The sequence below is a fragment of the Novosphingobium sp. ZN18A2 genome (genome assembly GCF_036784765.1).
In the GTDB taxonomy this organism is placed as follows: domain Bacteria; phylum Pseudomonadota; class Alphaproteobacteria; order Sphingomonadales; family Sphingomonadaceae; genus Novosphingobium.
This window is the reverse complement of the sequence record NZ_CP136651.1, coordinates 926,701-953,404: the sequence shown is the minus strand read 5'-3', so window position 1 is coordinate 953,404 and position 26,704 is coordinate 926,701. Positions and strand designations below refer to the sequence as shown.

The 26,704-nt window shown below is 65.0% G+C and carries 22 protein-coding genes, 1 tRNA gene and 1 pseudogene; 10 read left to right on the top strand and 14 right to left on the bottom strand.

Annotation, left to right across the window (positions count from 1 at the left end):
* Positions 1-67: 67 nt before the first annotated feature.
* Complete coding sequence (locus RXV95_RS04705; protein ID WP_338467854.1) at positions 68-1,714, bottom strand: choline dehydrogenase; 1,647 nt, start codon at positions 1,712-1,714, stop codon at positions 68-70.
* Between the two features lie 249 nt (positions 1,715-1,963).
* On the opposite strand from RXV95_RS04705, the gene RXV95_RS04700 reads away from it, so the two are divergent.
* Together RXV95_RS04700 and RXV95_RS04695 are read left to right on the top strand one after the other, a co-directional pair.
* Positions 1,964-4,105, top strand: coding sequence for a PQQ-dependent dehydrogenase, methanol/ethanol family (locus RXV95_RS04700; protein ID WP_338467853.1), 2,142 nt, complete (start codon positions 1,964-1,966; stop codon positions 4,103-4,105).
* An 86-nt stretch (positions 4,106-4,191) separates the two neighbouring features.
* Complete coding sequence (locus tag RXV95_RS04695) at positions 4,192-5,499, top strand: M20/M25/M40 family metallo-hydrolase (RefSeq protein WP_338467852.1); 1,308 nt, start codon at positions 4,192-4,194, stop codon at positions 5,497-5,499.
* 27 nt (positions 5,500-5,526) lie between these two features.
* Here RXV95_RS04695 and RXV95_RS04690 read toward each other — a convergent pair whose 3' ends face one another.
* Positions 5,527-6,927: an aldehyde dehydrogenase gene (locus RXV95_RS04690; RefSeq protein WP_338467851.1), complete on the bottom strand. Its 1,401-nt coding sequence runs from the start codon at positions 6,925-6,927 to the stop codon at positions 5,527-5,529.
* Between the two features lie 96 nt (positions 6,928-7,023).
* On the bottom strand, positions 7,024-8,100 hold the full coding sequence (locus RXV95_RS04685) for an AraC family transcriptional regulator ligand-binding domain-containing protein (protein ID WP_338467850.1): 1,077 nt from the start codon (positions 8,098-8,100) through the stop codon (positions 7,024-7,026).
* A gap of 193 nt (positions 8,101-8,293) precedes the next feature.
* Between RXV95_RS04685 and RXV95_RS04680 the strand changes: the two genes are divergently transcribed.
* Both RXV95_RS04680 and RXV95_RS04675 read left to right on the top strand, forming a co-directional pair.
* Positions 8,294-10,813 carry a TonB-dependent receptor gene (locus tag RXV95_RS04680; RefSeq protein WP_338467849.1) on the top strand — a complete coding sequence of 840 codons (2,520 nt, stop codon included), beginning with the start codon at positions 8,294-8,296 and terminating at the stop codon, positions 10,811-10,813.
* A 216-nt stretch (positions 10,814-11,029) separates the two neighbouring features.
* Positions 11,030-11,103: transfer RNA gene (locus tag RXV95_RS04675), tRNA-Gly, on the top strand.
* A 24-nt stretch (positions 11,104-11,127) separates the two neighbouring features.
* Here RXV95_RS04675 and RXV95_RS04670 read toward each other — a convergent pair.
* Complete coding sequence (locus RXV95_RS04670; protein ID WP_338467848.1) at positions 11,128-11,562, bottom strand: VOC family protein; 435 nt, start codon at positions 11,560-11,562, stop codon at positions 11,128-11,130.
* Positions 11,563-11,655: 93 nt separating this feature from the next.
* Between RXV95_RS04670 and RXV95_RS04665 the strand changes: the two genes are divergently transcribed.
* Positions 11,656-12,429 (top strand): SIMPL domain-containing protein, encoded by a 774-nt coding sequence (locus RXV95_RS04665; protein WP_338467847.1) that lies wholly within the window; start codon positions 11,656-11,658, stop codon positions 12,427-12,429.
* Between the two features lie 53 nt (positions 12,430-12,482).
* Here the strand turns inward: RXV95_RS04665 and RXV95_RS04660 are convergent, their stop codons facing one another.
* The 4 genes from RXV95_RS04660 to RXV95_RS04645 form a co-directional block, all read right to left on the bottom strand.
* A complete protein-coding gene (locus RXV95_RS04660) occupies positions 12,483-13,856 on the bottom strand; it encodes a PQQ-binding-like beta-propeller repeat protein (RefSeq protein WP_338467846.1) in 1,374 nt (457 codons plus the stop codon).
* Positions 13,853-14,620 carry a tetratricopeptide repeat protein gene (locus RXV95_RS04655; protein WP_338467845.1) on the bottom strand — a complete coding sequence of 256 codons (768 nt, stop codon included), beginning with the start codon at positions 14,618-14,620 and terminating at the stop codon, positions 13,853-13,855. The genes RXV95_RS04660 and RXV95_RS04655 overlap by 4 nt, the downstream gene beginning before the upstream one ends.
* Before the next feature lie 125 nt (positions 14,621-14,745).
* The gene (locus RXV95_RS04650) at positions 14,746-15,900 is read right to left on the bottom strand and encodes a glycosyltransferase family 4 protein (RefSeq protein WP_338467844.1); all 1,155 of its coding nucleotides are present in this window, start codon (positions 15,898-15,900) and stop codon (positions 14,746-14,748) included.
* 13 nt (positions 15,901-15,913) lie between these two features.
* Positions 15,914-16,786 (bottom strand): alpha/beta hydrolase, encoded by an 873-nt coding sequence (locus RXV95_RS04645; RefSeq protein ID WP_338467843.1) that lies wholly within the window; start codon positions 16,784-16,786, stop codon positions 15,914-15,916.
* A gap of 72 nt (positions 16,787-16,858) precedes the next feature.
* Between RXV95_RS04645 and RXV95_RS04640 the strand changes: the two genes are divergently transcribed.
* Together RXV95_RS04640 and astD are read left to right on the top strand one after the other, a co-directional pair.
* Positions 16,859-18,289, top strand: coding sequence for a YdiU family protein (locus tag RXV95_RS04640; protein WP_338468498.1), 1,431 nt, complete (start codon positions 16,859-16,861; stop codon positions 18,287-18,289).
* Positions 18,290-18,375: 86 nt separating this feature from the next.
* Positions 18,376-19,806 (top strand): succinylglutamate-semialdehyde dehydrogenase, encoded by a 1,431-nt coding sequence (astD, locus tag RXV95_RS04635; protein ID WP_338467842.1) that lies wholly within the window; start codon positions 18,376-18,378, stop codon positions 19,804-19,806.
* Positions 19,807-19,817: 11 nt separating this feature from the next.
* On the opposite strand, the gene RXV95_RS04630 is transcribed toward astD, so the two are convergent.
* Positions 19,818-20,573 carry a hypothetical protein gene (locus tag RXV95_RS04630; RefSeq protein WP_338467841.1) on the bottom strand — a complete coding sequence of 252 codons (756 nt, stop codon included), beginning with the start codon at positions 20,571-20,573 and terminating at the stop codon, positions 19,818-19,820.
* 85 nt (positions 20,574-20,658) lie between these two features.
* On the opposite strand from RXV95_RS04630, the gene rarD reads away from it, so the two are divergent.
* Entirely contained in the window at positions 20,659-21,570 is a 912-nt protein-coding gene (gene rarD / locus RXV95_RS04625; RefSeq protein ID WP_338467840.1) for an EamA family transporter RarD, read from the top strand.
* Between the two features lie 3 nt (positions 21,571-21,573).
* On the opposite strand, the gene pyrC is transcribed toward rarD, so the two are convergent.
* Positions 21,574-22,617, bottom strand: a complete 1,044-nt coding sequence (pyrC, locus tag RXV95_RS04620) for a dihydroorotase (protein ID WP_338467839.1) — start codon at positions 22,615-22,617, stop codon at positions 21,574-21,576.
* Between the two features lie 38 nt (positions 22,618-22,655).
* Between pyrC and RXV95_RS04615 the strand changes: the two genes are divergently transcribed.
* On the top strand, positions 22,656-23,402 hold the full coding sequence (locus tag RXV95_RS04615) for a folate-binding protein (protein ID WP_338467838.1): 747 nt from the start codon (positions 22,656-22,658) through the stop codon (positions 23,400-23,402).
* Positions 23,403-23,406: 4 nt separating this feature from the next.
* On the opposite strand, the gene RXV95_RS04610 is transcribed toward RXV95_RS04615, so the two are convergent.
* A complete protein-coding gene (locus RXV95_RS04610) occupies positions 23,407-23,997 on the bottom strand; it encodes a TetR family transcriptional regulator (protein WP_338467837.1) in 591 nt (196 codons plus the stop codon).
* Positions 23,998-24,025: 28 nt separating this feature from the next.
* Between RXV95_RS04610 and RXV95_RS04605 the strand changes: the two genes are divergently transcribed.
* On the top strand, positions 24,026-24,925 hold the full coding sequence (locus RXV95_RS04605) for a metal-dependent hydrolase (RefSeq protein ID WP_338467836.1): 900 nt from the start codon (positions 24,026-24,028) through the stop codon (positions 24,923-24,925).
* A 71-nt stretch (positions 24,926-24,996) separates the two neighbouring features.
* Here the strand turns inward: RXV95_RS04605 and RXV95_RS04600 are convergent, their stop codons facing one another.
* The 3 genes and pseudogenes from RXV95_RS04600 to rplU form a co-directional block, all read right to left on the bottom strand.
* Positions 24,997-25,593 (bottom strand): GNAT family N-acetyltransferase, encoded by a 597-nt coding sequence (locus RXV95_RS04600; RefSeq protein WP_338467835.1) that lies wholly within the window; start codon positions 25,591-25,593, stop codon positions 24,997-24,999.
* Positions 25,594-25,820: 227 nt separating this feature from the next.
* The gene (gene rpmA / locus RXV95_RS04595; protein WP_338467834.1) at positions 25,821-26,090 is read right to left on the bottom strand and encodes a 50S ribosomal protein L27; all 270 of its coding nucleotides are present in this window, start codon (positions 26,088-26,090) and stop codon (positions 25,821-25,823) included.
* Between the two features lie 48 nt (positions 26,091-26,138).
* Positions 26,139-26,492 (bottom strand): annotated as a pseudogene (gene rplU, locus RXV95_RS04590) (50S ribosomal protein L21); the annotation flags it as partial.
* Positions 26,493-26,704 lie beyond the last annotated feature (212 nt).

Genomic DNA, 26,704 nt, shown 5'->3' with positions numbered 1-26,704 from the left:
TTTCGCATCCACAAGGTAGGATAGCGCCCCGGGCCTGACCAGACGCTGACGGCGCTTCGCGGCTCCGTCAGGCCGCGACAGGCACCTCTTCAGGCGGCAGGGCGGCGCGGCCGCGGATCGTGTCCGCGATCTTTTCGGCGATCATGATCGTTGGCGCATTGGTGTTGCCGCCAACCAGCGTGGGCATGACCGATGCATCGACCACGCGCAGCCCGTCGAGGCCGATCACCCTGCAATCCTTGTCGACCACGGCCATCGGATCGCCCGGCGCGCCCATCCGGCAGGTGCCGACCGGGTGATAGATCGTCTCACCCCTGGCGCGGATGAAGGCGTCTATCTCGTCATCGCTCCGCACGCCGTCGCCCGGCACCAGTTCTTCGCCGCGGAAGGGATCGAACGCGGGCTGCGCAACCACGTTGCGCACGATCTTCACGCCTTCACGCACCGCCCGCCGGTCTTCCTCGGTCGCAAGGAAGTTCATCAGGATCGACGGATCGGAATAGGGATCGGCAGACGAAAGCGACACCCGCCCCCGGCTTTCGGGGCGCAACTGGCACACGTGCATGGTGAAACCGTCCTGCTTCGCGCGCACCTTGGCATGGTCCTGCATGATCGCGAGCACGAAATGCAGTTGCAGGTCGGGCCGGTCGAGGTCGGGCCGCGATTTCAGGAACGCGCCGGTTTCCAGCCCGTTCTGCCGCCCCGCGCCCTTGCCCGTCAGCAGGTATTGCAGCCCCACCTTCAACTGCTTCAGCCCTTTTGTCTGGCTGTAGATCGTGACCGGCTGCGGGCACGCCCAGTTGAGCGATACGTCCAGATGGTCCTGCAGGTTCTCGCCCACGCCCTTGCGTTCAAGCACAGGGGCGATGCCGTGCGCGGCCAGCGCATCGGGATTGCCGATGCCCGATTGCATCAGGATCTGGGGCGACTGGAACGCACCGGCGCAGACCAGCACTTCGCGCGCGGCGCCGGCGCGTTCGACCGGTTTGCCTTCGCCAAGACTGTATTCGACGCCCGTCGCGCGCCCGTCCTCTATCGTAACGCGGTGCGTGCGCGCGCCGGTCACGATCGTCAGGTTCGCGCGGTCCGCAACGGGCGCAAGATAGCCGCGCGCCGCGCTCCAGCGCTGGCCGTCGCGGATGGTAAGCTGGTATTTGCCGAAGCCTTCCTGTTCGAACCCGTTGAAATCGTTCGTCAGTTTGTGCCCCGCCTGCATACCGGCCTCGATGCTGGCGCGATACAGCGGATGCCCCGTCCTTTCGCCCCAGCTGACGGCCAGCGGCCCTTCGCCGCCGTGGTATTCGCCCGCGCCGTTCTGGAAATTCTCGGCGCGTTTGAAATAGGGCAGCGTCTCGGCATAGGACCAGCCTTCAAGGCCCATCTGCCGCCACTGGTCGTAATCGCGCGCATGGCCGCGAATATAGATCATGCCGTTTATCGCAGAAGAGCCGCCCAGCCCCTTGCCCCTCGGCTGCCACAGACGGCGGCCGTCCATGTGCGGTTCCGGCTCTGTCCAGAAGCCCCAGTTGTGCTTGCCCTTCTGCTTGATCAGCGCGCCCACGCCGGCGGGCATGCGGACAAGGACAGAGGTATTCGTGCCGCCCGCTTCCAGCAGCAGCACGCGCGTCTGCGGGTCTTCGCTCAATCGTGCGGCAAGGACCGATCCCGCGCTGCCCGCACCGATCACGATATAATCGAACGACGAATCCGCCATGACCTTGTTGAAATCCTCTTCCGTTTGCTTGTTTACACTCTTGTCACCAAGAAGACGGCGCAAGGCAAGCGGGCAATGTGCGGCGCCGCCTCCGGCTGCCGCGAAATCGGCCAGAGCACGTCTTCTTGCACGGCCCGGCAAGATTAGGGGTTTCACCCTAAGCCATTTCAGTGGCATGAACCCGCTCGAATCGCGCCGGGCGATCCTTGAGGCCGGAAAACGGCTCGAGTGACGGAGAGGAAATTGCCGATGAAATACCGCTTGCTGTTAGCCGCTGCGCTGTTGCCGCTTGCCGCCTGTGCGAAGCACGATGGTGCGGGCGCGCCGTCCGATGCCGCAACCTCGGGCGTGACGGACGCGATGATTGCAAACACGCCGGCGGGCGAATGGCTGACTTATGGCGGCGACCGCGACGAGACGCGGTTTTCCGGGCTGGATCAGGTGAACGACCAGACCGTGGGCAAGCTGGGCCTTGCCTGGTACGCCGATTTCGACACCGCGCGCGGGCAGGAAGCGACCCCGCTGATGCACGACGGGGTGCTTTACACCAGCACCGCCTGGTCCAAGGTCAACGCCTATGACGCGAAGACCGGAAAGCTGATCTGGTCCTACGATCCCAAGGTACCGCGCAGCACGCTTGTGCGCGCCTGCTGCGACGCGGTGAACCGCGGCGTGGCGCTTTACGGCAACCGCGTGTTCGTCGGCACGCTCGACGGGCGGCTCGTCGCACTCGACCAGAAAACGGGCAAGGTGCTGTTCGACAAGGTCGTGGTGCCCGACCAGCAGAACTATACCATCACCGTCGCCCCGCGCGTGGTGAAGGGCAAGGTGCTGCTGGGCGGCAGCGGCGCCGAATACAAGGCGCGCGGCTATCTTGCCGCATACGACTGGAAGACGGGCGACCAGGTGTGGCGCTTCAACACCGTGCCCGGCAACCCGGCAGACGGGTTCGCCAAGGAAGGCCCCAACGCCAAGGCGATGGAAGCCGCGGCCAAGACATGGGGCAAGTCCGAATGGTGGAAGCTGGGCGGCGGCGGCACCGTGTGGGACGCCATCACTTACGACCCGAAAACCAACCTGGTGATCTTCGGCACCGGCAATGCCGAACCTTGGGTGCCCACCGCAAACGGACGTGACGGCGACAGCCTCTATACCTCGTCGGTCGTGGCGGTGGATGCCGATACCGGGGCTTACAAGTGGCACTTCCAGGAAACCCCGGAAGACCGCTGGGACTTCGACAGCGACGCCCAGATCACGGTCACGGACCTCGATATCGACGGCAAGCAGCGCCACGTGGTGATGCACGCGCCGAAGAACGGATATTTCTACCTGCTCGACGCGGCAAGCGGCCAGTTCATCGCCGCCAAGCCCTTTGTCTCGCAGAACTGGACCACGGGCATCGATCCCAAGACCGGCCGCCCGATCGTCGCGGAAGAAGCGAAGTACGAAAAGACCGGCAAGCCCTTCGTCGGCCTGCCCGGTGCGACCGGCGCGCACAGCTGGCATCCGATGAGCTACAGCCCGAAGACGGGCTTCGTCTACATTCCGGTGAACGACGTGGTCCAGGGCTATGCCGCCGACAAGGGCTGGAAGCCCAGCGACATCGGATACCAGGTCGCGATGGACGTATCCAAGGTATCGCTCCCGGCCGATCCGAAAGTGCGCGCGGCGACGCTGAAGATGACCACCGGTTCGCTGCTGGCGTGGGATCCGGTTGCCGGCAAGCCGGCATGGAGCGTGCAGCACGTGGGACCGTGGAACGGTGGTACGCTGGCCACGGCGGGCAACCTTGTGTTCCAGGGGACCGCGGCGGGCACGTTCGATGCCTATAGCGCCGACAAGGGCAAGAAGCTGTGGTCTTTCCCGACGCAGAGCGGCGTGATCGCCGCGCCGATGACCTATTCGGTGGACGGGCAGCAATACGTTGCGGTGCTGGTCGGCTGGGGCGGTTCCTATGCGGTCAGCGCGGGGATACTCTCGGCCAAGTCGGGCAATATCCGCAACATCAGCCGGATCATGGTGTTCAAGCTGAACGGCGATGCCAAGCTGCCCGCGTCGCCACCCGACAACAAGCTGCCGCTCGACCCGCCGCCGTTCACCGGCACGGCAGAACAGGTGGCGCGCGGCGGCGCGCTGTTCGGGCGCTATTGCGTGGTGTGCCACGGCGACGGCGCGATTGCCGGCGGGCTTAACCCGGACCTGCGCCACTCTGTCTATATCAACGCCCCCGAAGGCATCCGTTCGGTGGTGATCGACGGCGCGCTGATGCACGGTGACAATGCCAAGGGCATGGTCTCGTTCAAGTCCGCGCTCAGCAAGGACGATGTCGAGGATATCCGCCAGTACATCATCAAGCGCGCCAACGAGGACAAGGCGCTGGGACTGAAGTAACCGCAATTCCCTGGAGGAAGCGCAAGGGGCAAGGCGAACGGCCCTGCCCCTTGCGCGGCCTATCCGTCCGGCTATCGTGCGCGCCCATGAAGCGCAGAATTCTTGCGGCGTTGCCGCTCATCCTCGTCACCACGCCGGCATTCGCGAAGCTCTCGCCGCGGGAACACACGATCGTGAAAGCGGCCGACGCGGGCCTTGCGCAGGACACGGCGCTGCTTGAGCGACTGGTTGCGCAGAACAGCGGCACGCGCAACGTCGAAGGCGTGAAGAAGGTGCGCGACATGGTGGCGCCCCAACTCGCCGCGCTGGGTTTCGCCACGAAATGGGTGCCGATGGACGCGGTGAAGCGCGCCGGGCACCTGATCGCCACGCACAAGGGCAAGCCGGGCACCACGCGGATGCTGCTGATCGGGCACCTCGATACGGTGTTCGAACCGGGTTCCCCGTTCCAGAGCGCCACGCGGGAGGGTGAAAAGCTGCACGGCCCCGGCGCGGCGGACGACAAGGGCGGCATGGTCGTGATGCTGGCCGCGCTCAACGCGATGAAGGCAGCGGGCACGCTGAAAGACGCCAATATCACCGTCGTGCTTACCGGTGACGAGGAAGCGGCGGGAGAACCGATCAGCATCTCGCGCGCGGACCTGGTTTCAGCCGCGAAGCACGCCGACGTCGCGCTGGATTTCGAAGGGCTGGTGGTGCTGGACGGGCAGGATTACGGCTCGATCGCACGGCGCTCGTCCGGCAGCTATACCATCACCGCCACCGGCAAGTCCGGCCATTCCAGCGGGATATTCTCGGACGATACCGGCTATGGCGCGGTCTATGAACTGGCGCGGATCATCGACAGCTTCCGCAAGGAACTGCCCGAACCCAACCTCACCTTCAACATCGGCCTTGTCGCCGGAGGCGCGACCACGAAGCTGAGCGACGACGAAGCGACGATCACGGCAACGGGCAAGACCAACATCATTCCGCCCGTCGCCATAGCCAAGGGCGATTTCCGCGCGCTGACGCCCGACCAGATCGAGCGGGTGAAAGCGAAGATGCAGGAAATCGTCGCGCGGCACCTGCCGCTGACCGACGCGAAGATCGTGTTCAAGGAAGGCTATCCGCCAATGATGCCCACCGCCGGAAACCGCGCGCTGCTGGACAGGCTGAACGCCATAAACGCCGATCTGGACCTGCCGAAGATGCCCGCGCTCGATCCGCTGAAGCGCGGCGCGGGCGACATCAGCTTCGTTGCGCAATACGTTGACGGGCTGGCCGGCATGGGGCCGAGCAGCACGGGCGATCATACACCCGAAGAGCGCGTGGACCTTTCCAGCTTCCCGCGCCAGATCAAGCGCGCGGCACTGCTGATGACCCGGCTCAGCCGCGAGAAACCCCGCCGCTGAGCCGGTCATTCCCGATGATCGACCCGATCAGATCGGGTAATGGCTTTCCTGCGTTTCGACGGTGATCCAGCGCAGTTCGGTAAAGCTGTCGATCCCCGCCTTGCCGCCAAACCGGCCATAGCCCGATGCGCCCACGCCGCCGAACGGCATCTGCGCTTCGTCGTGCACCGTCGCGCCGTTAACATGGCAGATGCCCGAATGGATGCGGCGCGCAACACCCAGACCCTTGGCGATGTCTTTCGTGAACACCGCGGCAGACAGGCCGTATTCGCTATCGTTCGCCAGTTCGACCGCGTGTTCGGTATCGCGCGCGCGGATCATGCCGACGACCGGGCCGAAGCTTTCATCGCGGAACAGCTTCATGTCCGGGGTGACGTTCGCCACCACATGCGCGGGCATCAGCACGCCCTGCTCCGTTTCGCCGCCAACCAGCAGCTTGGCGCCCTTGGCCAGCGCATCGTCGATCAGGCTGCGGCAATGCGCCACGGTCTTGGTGTCGACCACCGCGCCCAGCGGGGTGTTGCCCGCGCGCGGATCGCCTACCGGCATCGCTTTCACTTTCGCGGCGAACTTTTCGGCAAAGGCGTCGGCCACCGCTTCGACCACGATGATCCGTTCGGTCGACATGCAGATCTGGCCCTGGTTCATGAAGGCGCCGAACGCGGCGGCGGCCACCGCTTCGTCAAGGTCCGCGTCTTCAAGCACCACCAGCGGCGCCTTGCCGCCCAGTTCCAGCAGGCAGGGCTTCAGGTGCTGGGCGGCGCGCGTGGCGATGATCTTGCCGACGGCAGTGGAACCGGTGAAGTTGATGCGCTTCACTTCGGGAGCGTCGATCAGCGCGCCGACCACTTCGGGCGCATCCTCGGGCGCGTTCGTCACCACGTTGACCACGCCTTCCGGGAAACCGGCCTCGGCAAAGGCTTCCACGATCAAGGCATGGGTGCGCGGGCAGGTTTCGCTCGCCTTCAGGATCACCGCGTTGCCGCACGCGAGCGGCACAGCGATAGCGCGCACGCCCAGGATAATCGGCGCATTCCACGGCGCGATGCCCAGGATCGTGCCCACCGGCTCACGCAAGGCCATCGACAGGCAGCCCGGCTTGTCGGACGGGATCACCTCGCCGTTGATCTGCGTGGTCAGCGCGGCGGCTTCGCGCACCATGCTGGCGGCCAGGCCAAGGTTGAACATCGCCCATCCGGCGGTCGCGCCGATTTCGCCCATCATCGCTTCGACGAAGGCATCCTTCTTGGCTTCCAGCGCGTCAGCCGCCTTCATCAAAACGCCGCGCCGCGCATTCGGCCCCATTGCGCCCCACGCGGGCTGCGCGGCGGCGGCCCTTGCCGCAATCGCCGGAATATCTGCCGCCTTCATCGCGGCGGCGGACGAGGCGACTTCACCGGTCAGCGGGTTCTTGCGTTCGAAATTCATGGATACTCTCCCTTGATTGCTATGATGCATAGCAATTCGGGCGCGCAGTGGGAAGGCGAAATTGATCCGTCAGACCGGACATGCCGCCTGTCCCGTTCAGCCAGCCTGCCGTGCCGGTTCCAACGACATTGCCGCCGTTTTGGGCGGGACATCGTGCCCGCCGTTCCTGGCAGCCGTGCGAAAACGCTTGGGCGAAAGGCCCGTCCAGTCGGCAAAGGCGCGGGTAAAGGTCGCCTGATCCGAATAGCCCAGCAGGATCGCCACTTCCGCGATCGGGGTTTCCGTCCGGCCAAGATAGGTCTCCGCCAGCGCCTGCCTTTGCGCGCGCAGGATATTGCGGAAAACCAGCCCCTTTTCCGCCAGCCTGTTTTGCAGCGAACGGGGATGGATGCACAACTGGCGAGAGATCGTTTCCAGAGAGCATTCGCCGAACGGCAAGAGCTTGCGCACCTGCATCGAAACAATCGCTTCGACATCGTCCGCGCCGGACGGGCACAGTTCCTCGCACTGCGCTTGCGCGAGCTTCAGGAGCAGCGGATTGCCGCTGTCCACCTTCCGTTGCAGGAAGTGAGAGGGCATTTCCAGGTAACTGGTCACTTGTCCGTATTTCACCGGCGCACCGAAATGCCGTTCGGGTATCGACGTGCTTCCAGAGAGCGCGTCTGCCGCGATGGAGACGCCGGACAGCCGCAGCGCAGGGCCGATGATCGTCTTCATCACGCCATAGGCCGCCGCCATGTTGAATTCGTTTCCGTTGCGGCTGTACGTCGCCGAGCGTTCGACGACCATATAGCTCAGCCGTCCCGAATCCGCGTCCTCGATCAGTTCCATCCGTGCGCCGGGCGCATGGGCCATCATATACCGCGCGACGAGTTCCAGCCCCTCCTTCACGGTGGAAGATGCCAGCAACAGCGGTGCCAGCGGACCGATCGCCTCGATCGATTGCCTGCTCCCCAGTTCCAGCCCGAAATGCGGCACGCCCAGCGTTTCTGAGCAATAATCCAGAAGATGGATCACCGGGGAATAGGGCAGATAGGCTTCGCTGTTCGACAGGTCGGCGGGGCCGATCCCGAAACGCGCCAGAATGGCCGCAACGTCTCCGCCCTTCTCCGCGATCAACTCTGTAAGGCCGGCAAAGCCACCCGCGCGCTTGAAATTGCCGACGGGGACCATGCCCCTCGATTCCGCGCCTCTGGATGCTGCACGCGGCCTGCCAGATGAACGGTCTGCAAGCATTTGTCCCTCGGCTCTACACGCCCGGATGATAGCCCCGTTTTCGTATTTTGCAAAAAAATATTCGCGGTTTGGCAAGAAGAACCGGGCTTACCCGTGCAAGGGACGACGCACATAATTGGGAGGGGTACGAATGAAGCAGTTTGCCTTGCTGGCAAGCGCCGCCGCGCTTTGCGCACCGTTTGCCGCAGCCGCGCAGGACACACAGGAGCCCGCCGCCACCGAAGGCGTTCAGGCGATTATCGTTACCGCCACAAAGCGTTCGGAAAACCTGCAGAAGGTTCCGATCTCGGTGCTTACGACCAGCGGTGAGCAGATCCAGGATCTGGCGGTCACCAGCATGACCGACCTGACCAACACGATGCCCGCGGTCACCATCGCGCAGGGGCCGATCGGAAGCTATATTTTCATCCGCGGCATCGGCACGCCGGGCGTCAACCAGGGCGTGGAGCCTTCGGTTTCGATGTTCCACGATGGCATCTACATGGGCCGCAACCAGCTTTCCCGCGCGCCGGTGATGGACGTCCAGCGGGTTGAAGTGCTGCGCGGTCCGCAGTCCATCCTGTTCGGCAAGAACACCATCGGCGGCGCGATCAACGTGATCGACAACAAGCCGACCAACACGTTCGAAGGATCGCTGAGCGGTCTTTACGGCAGCGACGGCGAATCCGAATTCATCGGCGTGCTGTCAGGCCCGATCACAGACAGGCTTTCAGCCCGCGTGTCGGCCCGCAAGTACGACATCGACGGCTGGGTCAAGAACGTCATGACCGGCAAGATGGCGTCGAGCGAGGATGACTGGACCGTGCGCGGCCAGCTTTCCTACGAAGCCACCGATACCCTGCATATCAGCGCCAAGTGGGAACACAGCCAGTTCAATCGCGGCGAGCAGTCGACCCAGCTTTCGGTCATCAACCCGTTCACGTCGGCAGGCGCGGCGTTCTCCAACCTCAACAGTGCGCTCGTCGCGCTGGGCAGCGGTTCAAGCACGCCCGAAACCTATGATCTTGAGCGCGCAGTCGTGAACGACGGCGGCGCTCTGCTCGGCCAGGTCGCACCGCAGTTCAAGGGACTGCCCGGTTTTCCCGATCTTCCGGAGTTCAGCAAGACCAACATGGACCTCGCCTCCGTGACGGCCGAGCTGGAAATCGGCAGCGCAACGCTGACGTCCGTTACCGGCTATACGCGCTATCGCTATCGCGACATCTGCGACTGCGACTTCGCGGCCCTGCCGCTGGTCCAGGCCGATGCGCGCGAGCATTATCGCCAGTTCAGCCAGGAAATCCGGCTCACCTCGGCCAAGAACGTGCCGGTCGAATATATCGTGGGCGGCTATTACCATAACGCCAAGATCGACTTCAATTCGACCGAGGCGTTCGGCACCGCGCTGGCGTATAGCGGGCTTGGCCTGCCCACGCCGTTGCTGCTGCCCAACCTGTCGCGCGATTATCGCTTCATCCAGAACCAGGAGATGTTCTCGGTCTTCGGGCAGGCGACGTGGAACGTCACGCCCAGCACGCGCCTGATCGGCGGCCTGCGCTGGTTCAAGGACAACAAGGCGGCAAGCCATGTGCTGAACAAGTTCTTCACCGGCGGATGGGATTACAGCGCGCTGGCCTCGCTCCCCACCGGGACGCTGGCGTTCGGCAACACGCCGGAAGAATACGACCGCTTCCTTGCCTCCACGTTCGGCTCCACGCCGCTCGGGCCGGGCCTGCCTTCGCCGGGCGGGTTGACGGAACTGGTCTATTCCGCGCTGCTGGGAACCTATGAGCACAACATCCAGGGGCGTCGGCGCAGCGAAAAGAAGGTCAACTGGACCATCACCGCGCAGCACGATTTCACCCCGGACGTGATGGCCTATGCCACTGTGTCGACCGGCACCAAGGGCGGCGGCTACGATGCCCGCTTCCTTCGCCAGAACGACAGCCCCTATTTCGAATACGGGCCGGAAAACGCCACAAGCTATGAAGTCGGCATCAAGTCCACGCTGTTCAACAACAGCCTGCGCCTGAACGTCACCGCGTTCCGCGTGGACGTGGACAACTTCCAGGTGTCGATCTTCGACGGCGCGACCGCGTTCCTGGTGGTCAATGCCGCCAAGGCCCGCAGCCAGGGCATCGAATTCGATACGTCGTGGGTGCCGGTGGACGGCCTTACCATCAACGCATCGGGCAGCATCCTCGATGCCAAGTGGACCAGCTTCCCCGATGCGCCGTGCTGGGTAAGCCCCGCAAGCCCGATCCGCGGAGGTTGCATCGGCCTGGGAACGCCCACCGCCCATCGCGATGCGACCGGGGACCGGCTGACCTATGCCCCCGAGTTCGCCGGGAACCTGTCCGTCAACTATGAAACGCCGATCACCGACAGCCTGAAGGTTTCGGTCATGGGCAACCTCAGCCATTCGTCGAGCTTCTTCAACGCGGGTAACGGCGATCCGATCTACGGAATGCAGGGCGCCTTCGACAAGATCGACGCACGGCTGGCGCTGGCGAATATCGACGACAAGTGGGAAATCGCCGTGCTGGGCAAGAACCTGACGGACGTCCTCACCTCGTACAACAGCAACAACGAACCGCTTGTTCCGGGTAACGGCTATGCCCAGACCGACCGCGGCCGGTCTTTCGCGGTGCAGGCCCGCATCAGGTTCTGACAACGATTGCCCCCATGCGAAGCGGCCACCGCGCGCCACTTCGCATGGGGCGCATGATCGCCCTCGCCCCACGCCTGCGAACCGGGGACTGACGAACTTGTATTGACCGGGGCGCAGGGAATATGGCAATCGCAGCGCGCTTGCGGGCCAGCCTGTGAACCACGCTGTAAACCGCTCGTGCACGCCCATTGGAAAACATCGGTTTTCCACGGGTTTGCGGGTGTAGCTCAATGGCAGAGCAGAAGCTTCCCAAGCTTACGACGAGGGTTCGATTCCCTTCACCCGCTCCAGGCGCCTGACGGCGCCTTCGCCTTTCACCATGTTCCGGTGTTTTCCATGCTGGCCCACGGCTCCTGCGGCGGCAGGTGGCCGTCTTGCAGCAGTTCCACCGAGATTCCATCCGGCGACTTGACGAAGGCCATGTGCCCGTCGCGCGGGGGGCGGTGGATGATGTGGCCGGCGTCCTTCAGGCGCTGGCAGGTTTCGTAGATATCGTCCACGCGATAGGCGAGGTGGCCGAAATTGCGGCCACCGGTGTAGGTCTCGGTCGCGCCATCCTCTGGCGGCCAGTTATAGGTCAGTTCGACCTCCGCAACGCCCTCTTCGCCCGGAGCGGCCAGGAAGATCAGCGTGAAGCGGCCCTGCTCACTGTCGAAGCGGCGCACTTCCTTCAACCCGACCAGCTCGAAAAACGCGATCGTCGCGTCGGGGTCGCTCACGCGGATCATGGAATGGAGAAACTTCGTCACGCGGATGCCTTTCCGTTCAAACTCGGTTCATCGACAGAATTACACAACTCACCGCAGGGTCGCGCCCACCGATCTTTCAGGGAGAGCGCAGCGATGAACGATACCGTCACGCCGACAGATAACCATGAGCAAGCCGAAACCCAAGCCCGCAAGCCGTGGCGAGAGCCGGCGACTTTGCGCTGGGTGACAAGCGCGGCGATCCTTGCGGCGGGAATGGTCGCGGGCGGATACCTGCTGGGCAACGGATTGCTGCGCGCGCACTATGCCGACCGCACGGTAACGGTGCGCGGGCTGGCAGAGCGCGAAGTGACGGCAGACCTTGCCACCTGGACCGTCGCCTATTCCGCCAGCGCGCCCGACCTTGCCAGCGCGCAGGCGGGCGTGGACCGCGACACGCGCGAGATCCGCGCCTTCTTCAAGGATCTGGGCTTCCCGGCCGACGCGCTGCAACCCACCGGCGTAAACGTTTCAAGCATGAACGATCGCGGCAACGTGACCTTCACGGTGCGCCAGCGCATCGCGCTGCGCAGCACCGACATCAAGCGGGCGGAAGAAGCGGTGCGCAAGCAGTTCGACCTGGTGAAGCGCGGCGTCATGCTGGAGGACGGATCGGGCATGAGCTATACCTTCACCGGGCTTGACCGGATAAAGCCGCAGATGGTGGCAGCGGCCACGAAGGACGCGCGCGCGGCGGCCGAACAGTTCGCCCATGACAGCGGATCGACGGTTGGCGCGATCAAGGACGCGACCCAGGGATATTTCAGCATCAGCGCGCGCGACGGCGATTCGGGCGGCGGCTGGGGCGTATCCGACACGCCCTATAAAAAGGTGCGCGTGGTCACCACGGTGAACTTCTACCTGAAATGACGGTGAGGGGTGCGCGGGCCGGCAGGATCTTGCCGTGCCGCCCGCGCCTCCGGTCAGCGCCAGGCGGTGATATGGCCGCCGTCGTCCAGCACATAGAGCGTCTTGTCGGCCACGATGGGGGCGAGCGAGACGCTGTCTTTCAGGCGCGTGAATGGCGTGACCGACCCGTCGGCACTGGAAACGGAAGCCACCTCGCCGCGCGAGTTGGCGACCCACAGCCGCCCGTTGGCCAGCACGGGGCCGGTCCAGTAGATCGCGCCCTTCTTCTTCTTTTCGTTCTTCCAGCTTGCCAGCTGCGTCATCCAGCGCACCTTGCCGGTGGACTTGGCGATGCACAGCAGCTTGTCCTGATCGGTCAGCGTGAAGATCCAGTCGCCCGCCACCGCCGGGGTCGAAATGCCCGCCAGGCTGAGTTCCCAGATGCGCTGGCCCGAAACCAGTTCATAGGCTGCCATGCGGCCGCCCTGACCCAGCGCATAGACGCGGCCGTCCTGGATGATCGGATCGGCATCGATGTCCGTCAGCGTGGAAACGCTGGTGGCGATGCTGGTGCGCGCCAGCGCGTCGCTCCACAACTGGCGGCCGTTTTCGTAACGGTAGGCAACGAGTTCGCCGGTGGAATATCCGGCCAGGACCGAACCCTGCCCCGCCGCCGGCGCGGCAACACCGAACACGCCGGTCTGCCCCGGTGCGGCGGTTTCGTTCCACTGGGTCGATCCGTCCTGCAGCGACAGCGCGATGATCTGGTTGTCCTGCGTCATCACGAAGGCCGAACCGAAGGCGATGGTGGGCGAACCGCGCAGCGGCATGCCGGTGGAAACGTGCCACAGTTCCTTGCCGTTCGTCGCGTCGAGCTGCGCCACTTCGCCAAGGCCGGTGGTCACATAGACGCGGTTGTCGTCATAGCTGACGCCGCCGCCGAACAGCGCGTCGCTGTTGGACTTGGTGCGGAAGCTGACAGACCATTTCTCGGCGCCGTTCTGCGTATCGAACGCGTGGATCACCCCGTCCGTATCGTAAACGAACAGCGCCCCGTTGCCCACGACGGGCGCGGCGGCAAGGCGGCGGCGGCCGTTTGATCCGGCGATCTTCGCGGTCCACGCCCGCTGCGGCGCATCGGCCAGCGCCAGGTTGCCGTAAGACTTGGAAGCCGATCCGCCCGGCTGCGCCCACGATGCGTTTTCGACCGGCGGCGGCAGGACGACCGAAATCGCCGCCAGCGCGTCATCTATCTTCGCGCCCGATTCGATGCGCGACAGCACAGGTTCGCGCTTGCCGAGGGTCGGCGTGGTGCGGACCTTGCTCTTGCCCAGCACGCCGCAGCCGCCCAGCGCCATCGCCAGCGCGGCGATCGGCAAAACGGCGCGGGCAAAAACCACGCCGCGACGCGCGGTGGTGCGGGCGGGAAAAACCTTTGTCATCGTCATTCGGTGGGCTCCTGGCCGATTCCACGGGCAGCGGCCTTGCCCGGATCCTCGATAGCATCGACGCCCAGCAGGCCGGCCAGCTGGCGGGCGCGGCGGCGCAGAGTTTCGGGGACGTCCTTGTCCTTGGAAATCGACGCGAACAGCGGTCCGGCAAGGTCATTCTTGCCCTGCTTCATGTAGGCGACGCCCACCAGTTCGCCGGCGCTGCCGAACCACGGATTGCCCGGAACGGCCAGCGGCTTGAGCCGCGACACAACATCTTCAGGCTTCATCTTGTCGAAGTTCGCAGAGACTTCACGGATCGTGGCAAGATCGCGATAGGCCTGCGGCGCGGTCTTGTCCGCGGCGACAGCGGCGAACGCCTTCGACGCATCGGCCGCCTTGCCCTGCTGTTCGGCGATCCCGCCTTCCAGCAGGTCCGCCGCGGCCGCATAGCCGCCATCAGTCTTTGCCAGCGGCTGCAGCTTCGCTTCGCCGTCCTTGAAGTTAGACGCGTCGATCGAATCGAGCGACTGGACCAGTTCCTCGCCGCGCGTGTTGGCCTGCGTCACCTGGTGGTTGTTGTACCAGAGGTAGCCGCCCAGTGCGATCAGCCCGGCCAGCACCAGCACGCCGACCGGAATGCCGTAACGCTTCAGCGCGTCCATCATCTGGTCTTCGCGCAGCGCGTCGTCGACTTCGCGCATGAAGACGTCCTGCTGCAATTCCTTGCGCTTGGCGATTTCTTCCTTGCGGGATTGCTTCTTGTCGGTTCCGAGGGCCAAGGGGTGCTTTCCGGGGGTAATTGGGACGTGGCGGGCTGTTTAGCGGATGGGCCTGCCATTTCAATGTCGAAGATTCGTGGAGCCCTTCGCGTGAACGCCCGGTGAAGGCGGAATGCGGCCTTCGCTCAGGGAAAGCTCTCCCGGCCCAGCGCGCGGGCATAGAGCGCGGCATAGGCCGAAACCATGTCTGCTCGATCGAACTCCGCCGCCGCGCGGGCGCGGTTCGCCTTGCCGATGGTTTCGCGAAGCGACTGCGACGCCGCAACGGCGGCAAGCGCATCGGAAAGCGCGGCCTCGTCCCCCGGCGGAGCGATATAGGGCGCATTTTCCGCTGCTACGATCTCGGCGATGTCGCCCACCGCGGGCGCGACCACGGGCAGGCCGGCGGCCATGCCTTCCACCACGGAAAGCGGGAACTGCTCGCTATCCGAAGACAGCGCGAAGATATCGAACAGGCCGGTTGCCTTCCACGGCTCGTCCACATGGCCGGGCAGGAACACGCGGTGCGCAACGTTCAGCGCCTCGGCTTCGGCCCGGATGGCATCGTGTTCCGGCCCTTCGCCGAAGATCACCAGTTGCCACAGGTCGTCCAGTCCCGCGAAGGCGCGCACCAGCCGGGGCAGGTTCTTGACCGGGCGCAGCCCCGCCAGCGTGCCCACCCAGCGTTCGTCGCGCCGTTTTACCAGCCGCGGCAGAACATCGGGCTTTACCGGGCGGGCATAGGCGGCGGTGTCGATGCCGTTGGGGATGCGCACGACCTTGCCCGGATGCTGGCGCCATGCCCGCAGCGCAACCTGTTCCAGCCGCCGCGACGGAACGACCACCGCGCTGGCGCGCGACAGCGCCACCATCCTGTACCAGTTGCGGGTGGGCTTCAGCCGCACGGCCTCGTCCTCGTTGAAGCCGTCTTCGTGATGGACCAGCGGGGGAAGGCCCATCGAAGGCGCGAACATCGCGTGCGCCATCGCCGCGTCCATCGCCCCCCAGTTATAGGTCAGGACAAGGTCGAAATCCTTCATCGCGCGGGCCAGCTTCTGCATCCGCCGGATGCCAAACTTGCCCGCCAGCGGCGGAAAGCCGAACGGGAAGCCCGCCTCCACGTCCTTGCCGATCAGCGCCTTCGCCCCCGTTGCGCCGGGCTGGGCGGATACGATCGCATGGCGCAGTCCCTTGCCGAACGCGTTCATCAGCGCGACCGCGCGCATTTCCTTGCCGCCCGTGCCGAACGACGAGTGGAGATGTAGAATCCGCAATGGCTTGCCGCCTGTCACCCTGGCCATCCCTGTTCCGGCGTCACCTGATCCGGGCAAGCAGCCGTTCGACCGCGTCGATGGCTTCGGGCTCGTCGAAAGTCGGCGCGTGGCCGGTGGCGGGGATCGTCACCAGTTCCGCATCGGGAATGGATTCGACCATCCGCCGCGCGACGGCGGCAGGAAGGATGTCCGACAGTTCGCCGCGCAGCAGCAGGACCGGCCGCCCCGCCAGCGCCCGCCACAAGGGCCACATGTCCACCGCCTGTGTGCCGTCGTCCCGTTCGAACGGTTCGGCGATCTTCATGTCGTAATCGAAAGAGATGCGCCCGCCCGTACCCAGCGCCATCACGCGCTTGGCAAAGCGCAGCCAGTCCGAAATGCCATAGCCGGGATAGGCATCGCCCTGGCTTTCCTGAAGGCCGCGCGCGGCATGCATCCAGGTTTCGTAATTGCGGCCCTGCCCCACATAGCCGCGAATCCGCGCGATTCCTTCGGGATCGACCTCCGGCCCGATGTCATTCAGCACCGCGGCCACGATCCGGTCCGGATTGCGGCCCGCCAGCATCATCGTCAGCAATCCGCCCAGCGACGTGCCGATCGACACGAAACGGGCGATCTGCTGCTGATGCATCAGTTCCTCGATATCCTCGATATACTGAAGCGGGTTGTAGCTCATCGGGTCGCGGGCATAATCGCTGTCACCGCGCCCGCGCATTTCAAGGCACAGCACACGCCAGTCGGGCGAAAGCCGCGCGGCCAGATCCTCGAAATCGCGCGCGTTGCGCGTCAGGCCTGGCAGGCACAATACGGGTGGCCGCCAGGCGGGGCCGGGATATTCCCTGAAGTGCAGGTTCAGGCCATCGCGGGTGGTCCAGTGGCGGTCCACCCAGTTCCGCTCCTCGGTTTCGGGCATGATGACGGGTAACGGTCCTTCGAATTGGCGAGCCGGTTGCAAGCGCGGCCTGTGAACCCCACTATTGCCGGTATGGCGCCATCCCCGCAAGACGCGATCTATCGTCCCGACCCTTGCCTTGCCACGCTGGCCGGGTGGATCGGCGATCCGGTTCAACCGGCCCCATTCCCCCGGACTGTGCTGCGTTTCCGCAATGCGCGCGCCGCGAAAGAGGTGGGGCTTCACGGCCTCGAAGAGGCGGACTGGTTGCGCCATTTCGGACGGTTTGAGCCGCTGGCCGGCAACCTGCCGCAACCGCTGGCGCTGCGATATCACGGGCACCAGTTCCGCGTTTACAACCCCGAGCTGGGCGACGGGCGCGGATTTCTTTTCGCCCAGATGCGCGATGGCGCCGGGCGCCTGATGGACCTTGGCACCAAGGGATCGGGGCAGACGCCGTGGAGCCGGCAGGGCGACGGCAGGCTGACGCTGAAGGGCGCGGTGCGCGAAGTGCTCGCCACCGAAATGCTGGAGGCGCTGGGCGTCTATACCAGCCGCACGTTCTCCGTGATCGAAACCGGAGAGGAACTGCAGCGGGGGGACGAGCCTTCGCCCACCCGCTCGGCCGTGATGGTGCGCCTCAGCCACGGACATATCCGCATCGGCACGTTCCAGCGCCTCGCCGCGCTGGGGCTGAAGGACGAGATGGCGCAGCTTGTCGACTATTGCCTTGAAACCTTCCCCGGCCCCGCGATGCCCGACGGCGCCAGCGAGCCGGAGAACAAGGCGGCGCTGCTGCTGCACCAGGTGGTGGAACGGCTGGCCGACCTTGCGGCGAGCTATATGGTCGCGGGCTTCGTCCACGGCGTGCTCAATTCCGACAACATGAACATTTCGGGCGAAAGTTTCGACTATGGCCCGTGGCGTTGGCTTCCGACATGGGAGCCGGGCTTTACCGCCGCCTATTTCGACCATGCCGGCCTTTATGCTTTCGGCCGCCAGCCCGAAGCGATCCACTGGAACTGCAATCAGCTTGCCGTTGCGCTGCGCCAGCTTTCGGACGCCCCACCGCTGATCGAAGCGCTGGAACGATATCCCGAACTCTATCGCAAGGCGATGATCCGGCGCTGGTGCTGGCGGCTTGGCGTCCAGCCGCGCGGCGACGATGAAGACACGCGGATGATCGGCGCATGCGAAATGGCGATGCGTGACAGCGGGACCGGCGTGGACGCCTTTTTCTTCGCGCACAGGGCCGGACGCGGAAAACCCGGAACCGGTGCGACGCAGAAGACGCTTGGTGCCGCTCTTGCCCCCTACAGTGCCGTGGAGGGTGCGCTCGACCATCCCTACTGGAACGACGATGCGCCCCAGTCGATGCTGATCGACGAGGTCGAGGCGATATGGGACGGCATCGCCCAATCCGACGACTGGAGCGCGCTTGAAGCCAAGGTCGCGGCGTTGCGCCGCATGGGCGAAGCACTTGCCCCGCCTCCTGCGCCGGCCGGGAATGTCCGCACCGGATAGGAGTTTCTTTGTTTGATTACATTCTTGACTATATGGAAGGAACACAGAGGAATGCCGGGGCTGTCCCCCGCGCGGTCAGGACACAGATGAACTCCGAAACGCAGGCTGCGGCCGAAATCGTATCGTATGAACCCGCGACGGGCGAGGAAGTGTGGCGCGGCACGCCCGGCAACGTGGACGAAACCGTGGACCGCGCACGCCGCGCCTGGCCCGCCTGGGCGGCCCAGACGCTGGCCACGCGGATAGAGCTGGTGCGCCGCTTCGCCAACGAAGTGCGCAAGGAAGCGGAAAACCTGGCGACGATGATCGCGCGCGAAACGGGCAAGCCCCTGTGGGAAGCGCGCACCGAAGTCGAAAGCGTCGTCAACAAGGTGGAAATCTCGATCCGCGCCTATGCGGAACGGACCGCGCAACGAAAGCTGGACAGCGCGTTGCAGGGAACCGCCGCCGTGCGCCACAAGCCGCACGGGGTGATGGCCGTGCTCGGCCCCTACAATTTCCCCGCGCACCTGCCCAACGGCCATATCGTTCCCGCCCTGATCGCCGGGAACGCGATTGTTTTCAAACCGTCGGAAAAGACGCCGGCAACCGGCCACCTGCTGGCCCAGTGCTTTCACCGCGCGGGCATTTCGGCGGCTGTCGTGCAGGTTCTGATCGGCGGACCGGAAGAAGGCCAGGCGCTTGTCGCGCACGACGGGGTGGACGGCGTCCTGTTCACAGGATCGGCCCACGCGGGGATAGCAATCAACCGGAAGCTGGCGTCCAATCCCGGCAAGATCGTCGCGCTGGAAATGGGCGGCAACAACCCGATCGTGATATGGGATACGCCCAAGATCAACGATGCCGCGGTGATCGTCGCGCAATCGGCCTTCACCAGCGCGGGCCAGCGCTGCACCGCGGCGCGGCGGATGATCGTGAAGGCGTCGATGTACGATGCCGTGGTGGAAGAGGTGAAGCGGATTGCCGACCGCATCATCGTGGGCGCCCCGTTTGACGAACCCGCGCCCTTCATGGGGCCGGTGATCGACAACCGGACGGCGAACGGATTGACCGAAAGCTTCGTCTATCTGCTTACCAACGGCGGCAAGGCGATCAAGCACATGGTGCGCACGCAGGAGAGCCTGCCCTTCCTTTCGCCCGCGATCATCGACGTAACGGGGATGGACGAACGCCCCGACGTGGAACTGTTCGGCCCGCTGCTGCAAATCGTGAAGGTCGACGATTTCGACGAAGCGATTGCCGAGGCGAACAATACGCGCTTCGGCCTTTCTGCGTCGCTGGTCGGCGGGTCGCCGCAGGATTACAATCGCTTCTGGGCGAACATCCGCGCCGGCGTGGTCAACTGGAACCGCCCCACCAACGGCGCCTCTTCGGCCGCGCCCTTCGGCGGAATCGGACTTTCGGGCAATCACCGGCCCAGCGCCTATTACGCGGCCGATTACTGCGCCTATCCGGTCGCCTCCACCGAAGTGGAACAGCCCCGCGCCAGCATAGGCGTGGGTTTGCGCAGCGACTAGAGCGCTTCCGGTCAGGCGTTCAGCGTTACCACGTCTATCAGCACGGCCCCTTTCGGACCGGGTCGCACCAGTACGCCGAACCGCGCACGATCCGTCTTGCGCCGCCCTTCCAGCAGCGTCCCGCCCGCATCTTGCGAAAGCGCAAGCGCGAATCCGCCACGGCTTGCCATCGTTGCATAGAACGACAGGACATCGTCGGCCTTCGCGCCGGACATGAAACTCGCCGCGCGCAATTCGCAGCCCCGCTTCGCGTTGCCCCATGCTTCGCGCAAGTGCGCGCGCGGATAGGCCGGCAGACTGGCAGGAAGGCGCGCGCCCCAGATCATGCCGGGGTTCGCGCCGGCAACGCAGTCCGGCGCGGCTGTTATTCGGCGCGCGCGTCCAATCAGGGTGATTTCGCCCGCGATCGCGGCAAGGTGACCGGAAGCGGGACCAGGCGACGGCGGCGATCGCAAGCGTCCGCCTGCAAGCGCAAGTGCCTGGTTATACGCAGCCTGCCGTTCGCTTTCGCTGTTGTCGAACATCGGCAGCGATCCGTCCGCCGGGCCACCGGGGGAAAGGGCGGCGAATCGTGCATTCTGCAACGAAAGGTCGGGGTCCACCATGATCGGCGCTTCGATTGCCGCGGTCATCGCCGGGTCGAAATCCTGCCGTTGCGGTCCGTGCGATGCGCGACCGCAGGCGGACAGCGCCGCCAATACCGCAAGCGCGCAAATCGGCGCGGCGGCATGGCGCGAAAGCCCCGCTGGACGGATGACGGCGGACATCGTTCCATCATGCCCGAGTCATGGTTAATTCCGCGTTGCCGATTTTCGGCTTGGCGCGCGGCATTTGTGCTGGCAGGGCGCAACCATGCAAGCGCATCCAGAACGGGCTGCAAACGGACTGCCGCTTGCCCTGGCGGCCTATACGATATGGGGCTTCCTGCCGCTCTATTACCATCTGCTCCGCGGGATCGCACCGCTGGAGCTGGTGGGTTGGCGCGTCATCTTCACCTTGCCGATCTGCCTTGCGATCATCGTGTTCCGCAAGCAGGGCGCGCAACTGCGCATGGCGCTCACCACGCCGCGCATCCTGATTGCGCTGGCCGCCTCTGCCCTGCTGATCGGCGGAAACTGGCTGATTTACGTGATTGCCATCACCAGCGACCGCGTCCTTGCCGCCAGCCTTGGATATTACATCAACCCGCTGGTCAGCGTCCTTCTGGGCACGTTCCTGCTGGGCGAGCGGCTTTCGCGCACGCAATGGCTGGCCGTGGGCATCGCGGGGGCGGGGATCGCGCTGCTGATCGGCGGCGCGCTGGACATGCTGGGCATCGCGCTTTCCCTTGCGCTGTGTTTCGGCGGATATGGTCTGATCCGCAAACTTGCGCCGATCGGGGCCGTTCCGGGGCTTACGGTCGAAGCGACCATCCTCCTGCTGCCGGCGGTGGCTATCGTTGCGTGGTCCGGCCAGGGGCCTGCCGGTTCCGCACTGGCCATTTCGACGTCCACAAGCGCGCTGATCGCCTTGTCCGGTGTGCTGACGGCGGTGCCACTGTTGCTTTTCGCGGTAGCCGTGCGACGGATGAACCTGTCGACCATCGGCTTCCTGCAGTTCCTGACGCCCACGTTGGCGTTTCTTATCGGGCATTTCGTCTTCGGCGAACCCTTGAGCCCGACGCGCCTTGCCTGCTTCGTGCTGATCTGGATCGCGATAACGCTGTTCGTCCGGGACATACTGGCGAAGCGCAAGGAAACCGCGCCAAACCCGCGCGGCACCTGAACGCTATGCGCGCAGCTTCCAGCCAATCTTCGTGCCGCCGTGGAACGGCACGATGGGCGTGCCGTTCGCGTCGACAGTTGCGGGAACCTCCACATCGCACCGCTCCAGCGTAACGGTGCCCCGGTTCAGCGGCAGGCCATAGAAGTTCGGCCCGTTTTCGCTGGCAAATGCCTCCAGCCGGTCAAGCGCGCTCTCTTCGTCGAACACCGTGGCATAGCTTTCCAGCGCGAAGGGCGCGTTGAAGATGCCCGCGCAACCGCAGGCCGATTCCTTGGCGCTGACGGCGTGCGGCGCGCTGTCCGTGCCCAGGAAATACTTGGGCGATCCGGAGGTCGCCGCCTTGCGCAGGGCGAGCCGGTGCTCTTCCCGCTTGGCCACGGGCAGGCAATAGGCATGCGGCCGGATTCCACCGACCAGCATCGCGTTGCGGTTGATGTGCAGGTGCTGCGGCGTGATCGTCGCGCCCACCCTGTCACCCGCGCTTTCCACGAACTCGACCGCCTGCCGCGTGGTGATATGTTCGAATACCACCTTCAGTTCGGGCAAACGCGCGACAAGCGGCGCCAGCGTGCGTTCGATAAACACGGCTTCGCGGTCGAAGATGTCGATATCGTGGTCGGTCACTTCGCCGTGGACCAGCAGCGGCATCCCGATTTCCGCCATGCGCTCGAGCACCGGCACAATGTTCGCAATATCTGTCACCCCGTGGGCGGACCCCGTGGTCGCGTGTGCAGGATAGAGCTTGCTGGCGGTGAACACGCCTTCGTCGAACCCGCGCGCAACGTCTTCGGGATCGGTCGAATCGGTCAGGTAACAGGTCATCAGCGGGGTGAAATCGATGCCCTTCGGCACCGCTGTCAGCACCCGGTCGCGATAGGCACGGGCGGCGTCCACCGTCGTTACCGGAGGAGAAAGGTTGGGCATCACGATCGCCCGAGCGAACTGGCGCGCGGTATAGGGCGTTACGCCGGCCAGGATAGCGCCGTCGCGCAAGTGTACGTGCCAGTCGTCAGGACGGCGGATGGTGAGAATCTGCTCGGTTGCCATCCCTTCCCCTTAGGGCCGGTGGCCCCTATCTGTCATCCATGACTGCAACCAGACTTTCGAAACGCGCCGTGGTGCGCCTGACTCCTCTCGATCCGGCCGAGAACGTGGCCGACTTCCTGCAAGGCCTCGTCACCAGCGACGTGACAGGAGACCTTCCGGTGTGGACGGCGCTGCTCACCGCGCAGGGCAAGGCGTTGTTCGATTTCCTTGTCTGGCCTTCGGGCGAGGACGCGCTGCTGATCGATTGCGAAGCGGACGTGGCCGACGCGCTGATCAAGCGCCTGTCGCTCTATCGCCTGCGTCGCAAGATAGAGCTTGCGCGCGACGAAACGCTGGGCGTCTATTGGCAACCCGAGCCGGGCGATGGCGGTGCCGCCGATCCGCGGCTTGCCGCGCTGGGCCAACGCTGGATCGCCCCCGTTTCCGATACTGACGAGCCTGCGGACGACGCGTGGCGCGCGCACCGGTTGCGGCTGGGCGTACCCGAAGGCCGCGCCGAACTGGGCGATGCGGAAACGCTGTGGCTAGAGGCGAACGCGGTGGAACTGAACGGCGTTTCATTCACGAAGGGCTGTTACATCGGGCAGGAGAACACCGCGCGGATGAACTGGCGGCAGAAAGTGAACCGCCGGCTGATCGTGGTGCCGCTGGATTCGTCCGACGAAAAGCGCCGTCGCGCCGCCTATCCCGACCTGGGGCTTGCGGTGGACCACTTGCGGGTGGACGCCATCGACCCGGCGCTTGCCCCCGACTGGATGGACCTGTCGCCGGCCGGGGAAGACTGAACGCTTACCCTTCCGGCGCGAGGGTTCCGGCCTGGTCGATCGAGCCGAGCAACATTGCTTCCGCCCGGTCGCGCGCCGCGGTACGTGGCAGTTCCAGCGACGCGGAAAGCGGCCCGCCCAGAAGCGCGTCTCCCAACGCCATGAGCGTGAGCGCCAGGGTGGAATCGCGCAAATGTTCCGAACCGAATTCGTTGAGTTCGACCACAAGGTCGTGGATCGCATCGACGATGGGATCCAGCGCGTCCTCGTTACCCGACAAGAGCATCCATGAAGCAAGCGCGCCCGCGCCCTCCTTGTCGAAGGCATCGAACGTCAGGTCCACCACATCGCGCGGCGTGCCGATGCCAGAACGGCTGGCAATCACCGCATCGGCAATCTTCGCGCAGATCGAGGAGGCAAGGTCTTTCGCCAGCGCCTTCTGGAGACCGGAAGCCGATCCGAAATGGTGCAAAAGGTTGGCATGGGTCCGCCCGATGCGGCCCGCCACCGCCTTCAGCGTAACCGATTGCGGGCCGGTTTCGATCAACAGCGCGCGTGCCGCTTCAAGCGCGGCGGTGCGCGATTCCTCGGGGCTGAGACGCTTTCTTATTGACATCAGTGTAAGTTAATCTATCCTGTTGGGCATGAACGCACCGGCAAATCTTTCTTCCGACCTAGAACGCGCGGCCACCACGGGCAAGTCCGCGCCGACGCCTGCTGACCTTGCCATCACCGTGCGCGATCGCCGCTTCGGCCGCGAACGCAAGCCCGGCCGCTGGTGGCTGGCGGGCGATCCGGTAGCAACCGCGTGGCACAATGCGCTTTCCGCCACCTTCCCGCGCGGCGAGGCTTTCTTCATCGAGGCGGTGAAAGCGCATCGCGAAGGTGCATCGCCGAAGCTTGAGGCAGAGATTCGCGCGTTTGTGAAGCAGGAGATCAATCACACCCGCGAACACGTCGCCTTCAACCGCGCGGCGAGTGAAGCGGGATACGACATCGACAAGATCGACCAGCGCGTGGCCGAGATGCTGGCATTGACCAAGGACCGCCCGGCGATCCTCAACCTTGCCGCGACGATGGCGCTGGAACACTATACCGCGATGATGGCGCACGAGTTCCTGGCGAACCCGAAACACTTCGCCGGCGCCGAACCGGAAAGCGCCGCGATGTGGCGCTGGCACGCGATCGAGGAGATCGAGCACAAGGGAGTCGCCTATGACACCTGGCTGCACGCGACGAAGGACTGGAGCCGCTGGAAGCGGTGGAAGGTGAAGTCGCTGATGATGCTGGTGGTGACGAAGAACTTCCTCACCAACCGCGTGGAAGACACGCTGGACCTGCTTGCGCAGGACGGGCTGACCGGCGCGAAGTGGAAATGGCGGCTGGCAAGCTATCTGCTGGTGACGCCCGGTGTTCTGCGCCGCGTGTTCCCGGCGTGGCTGAGCTATTTCATGCCCGGCTTCCACCCGTGGAACCACGACGACCGCGGCCTGATTGCCAAGGCCGACAGCGAATTTCCCGACGCGGTGATGCAACCGGCGTGATCGGTCCGACCTGACGGGCAAATCACGACCGGGGCCGCTTCCTTTCCGGGAGCGGCCCCGGTCATTGCCGGTCAGGCGGCGCGTCGAACCTTGCCGGCCATCGCGTCGTCACCGCCCGGCGCATTGCTGCCGCCCGGCGTATCGCTGCCGCCTGCATCGTCGAAGTCCACCACATAAAGCGCCGCCAGCGCAGGCTCGCGCCGGGCAAGGCTGCTCGATGCAGTCACACGGCCGGTCGGCGCGAAGCCTGCCTTGCGCAGCACACGGCCGGAGGCGGGATTGTCAAGGAAGTGCCGCGCCGTGATGCGGCCATGTCCCAGCGTCCGCGCAAGGCTCAGCACCGCGCGCGCGGCCTCTGTCGCGTAACCCCGGTTCCAGTGATCGCGCGCGATCCAGTAACCCAGTTGCACCGAACCGTCCTCCGCCTGGCCCAGGCCAGCGGTGCCGATCAGCGTCGACCCGCCCGCGCCGGGAAGCGTGACGAAGAAGTGCGGCATGCGCGGATGTTGCCCCTTGCGGGCAAAGTCACGGGCGTGTTCGGACCGATAGGGCCACGGCGCGCGCGCAAGGTTGCGCACGATGCCTTCGTCGGCAATCAGGCCCAGCAACTCGGTCCAGTCTTCGGGCCAGCCCGGCCTCAGGAACAGGCGTTCGGTGCGAATGAACACGGCTCAACTCCTCTCGCCCCCGCATGGCAGATGCGCCTGTAACGCCCTGCTATGACGGAAGTGTTTCGTCTTTCGCCGACCGGTGCGCAAACTGCGCCGGGCGGGCGGGGTGACGAGGGAGATACGAAAAGAGGGAGACGGGTCGGCCCCTCTCCCTCATTCAGCCGGTCCTGTTGCGGGTCCGGCGGGGCCATCCCATCAAGGACGGCCCTTTATCGACCATCCGGTTATTCGGCGGCTTCCGCTGCCATGTCGACCGAGACGTATTTGCGGCCGAGCTTGCCCGCGTGGAAGCGGACGCGACCCTCGATGAGCGCGAACAGGGTGTGATCCTTGCCCATGCCGACGCCGTTGCCCGGATACACCTTGGTCCCGCGCTGGCGCACGATGATGTTGCCGCCGACGACCTGTTCGCCGCCAAACTTCTTCACGCCAAGGCGACGGCCTGCCGAATCGCGACCATTACGCGAGGAGCCGCCTGCTTTCTTGTGTGCCATCTCGATCTACTCCGAATCTTGCGTTCAGGCGGCCGCGCCGGCGTCAGCAGCCGGGGCCTCGTCGGTCTTGGCGGCGGCCTTTTTCGGCGCTGCCTTCTTCTTCTCGTCGCCCACGGCCAGGATGCGCAGCAGGGTCATCTGCTGGCGGTGGCCGTTCTTGCGGCGATAGTTGTGGCGGCGGCGCTTCTTGAACACCACGACCTTTTCGCTCTTCGCCTGCGCGATGATCTCGGCCGAAACGACAACCTTCGCCGCGTCGGCAAGGTCGGCGCCTTCGCCCGCGAGGAGGACATCGCCCAGCGTGATCTTGTCACCGGCTTCGCCAGCCAGCTTTTCGACCGCGATCTTGTCTCCGGCGGCTACCCGGTACTGCTTGCCGCCCGTGCGCACTATTGCGAACATGGTTTCTGCTATCCGTTTCTCGTGTGTGGCTGCCCTGCCTTCCCCGGTGCTCCACGCTTACGGCTTGCCGCAAGTGCGAATCGCGCGAAAATCGGGCAACACGCCAGTACCCCGCAACAGGCAGGGTGCCGGAAAGAGACGCGCCGATAATCGAACGGGCCGCTCCTGTCAACGCGCGATCGCCCGAAAATCGGTCATCGGGGCGAATCCGG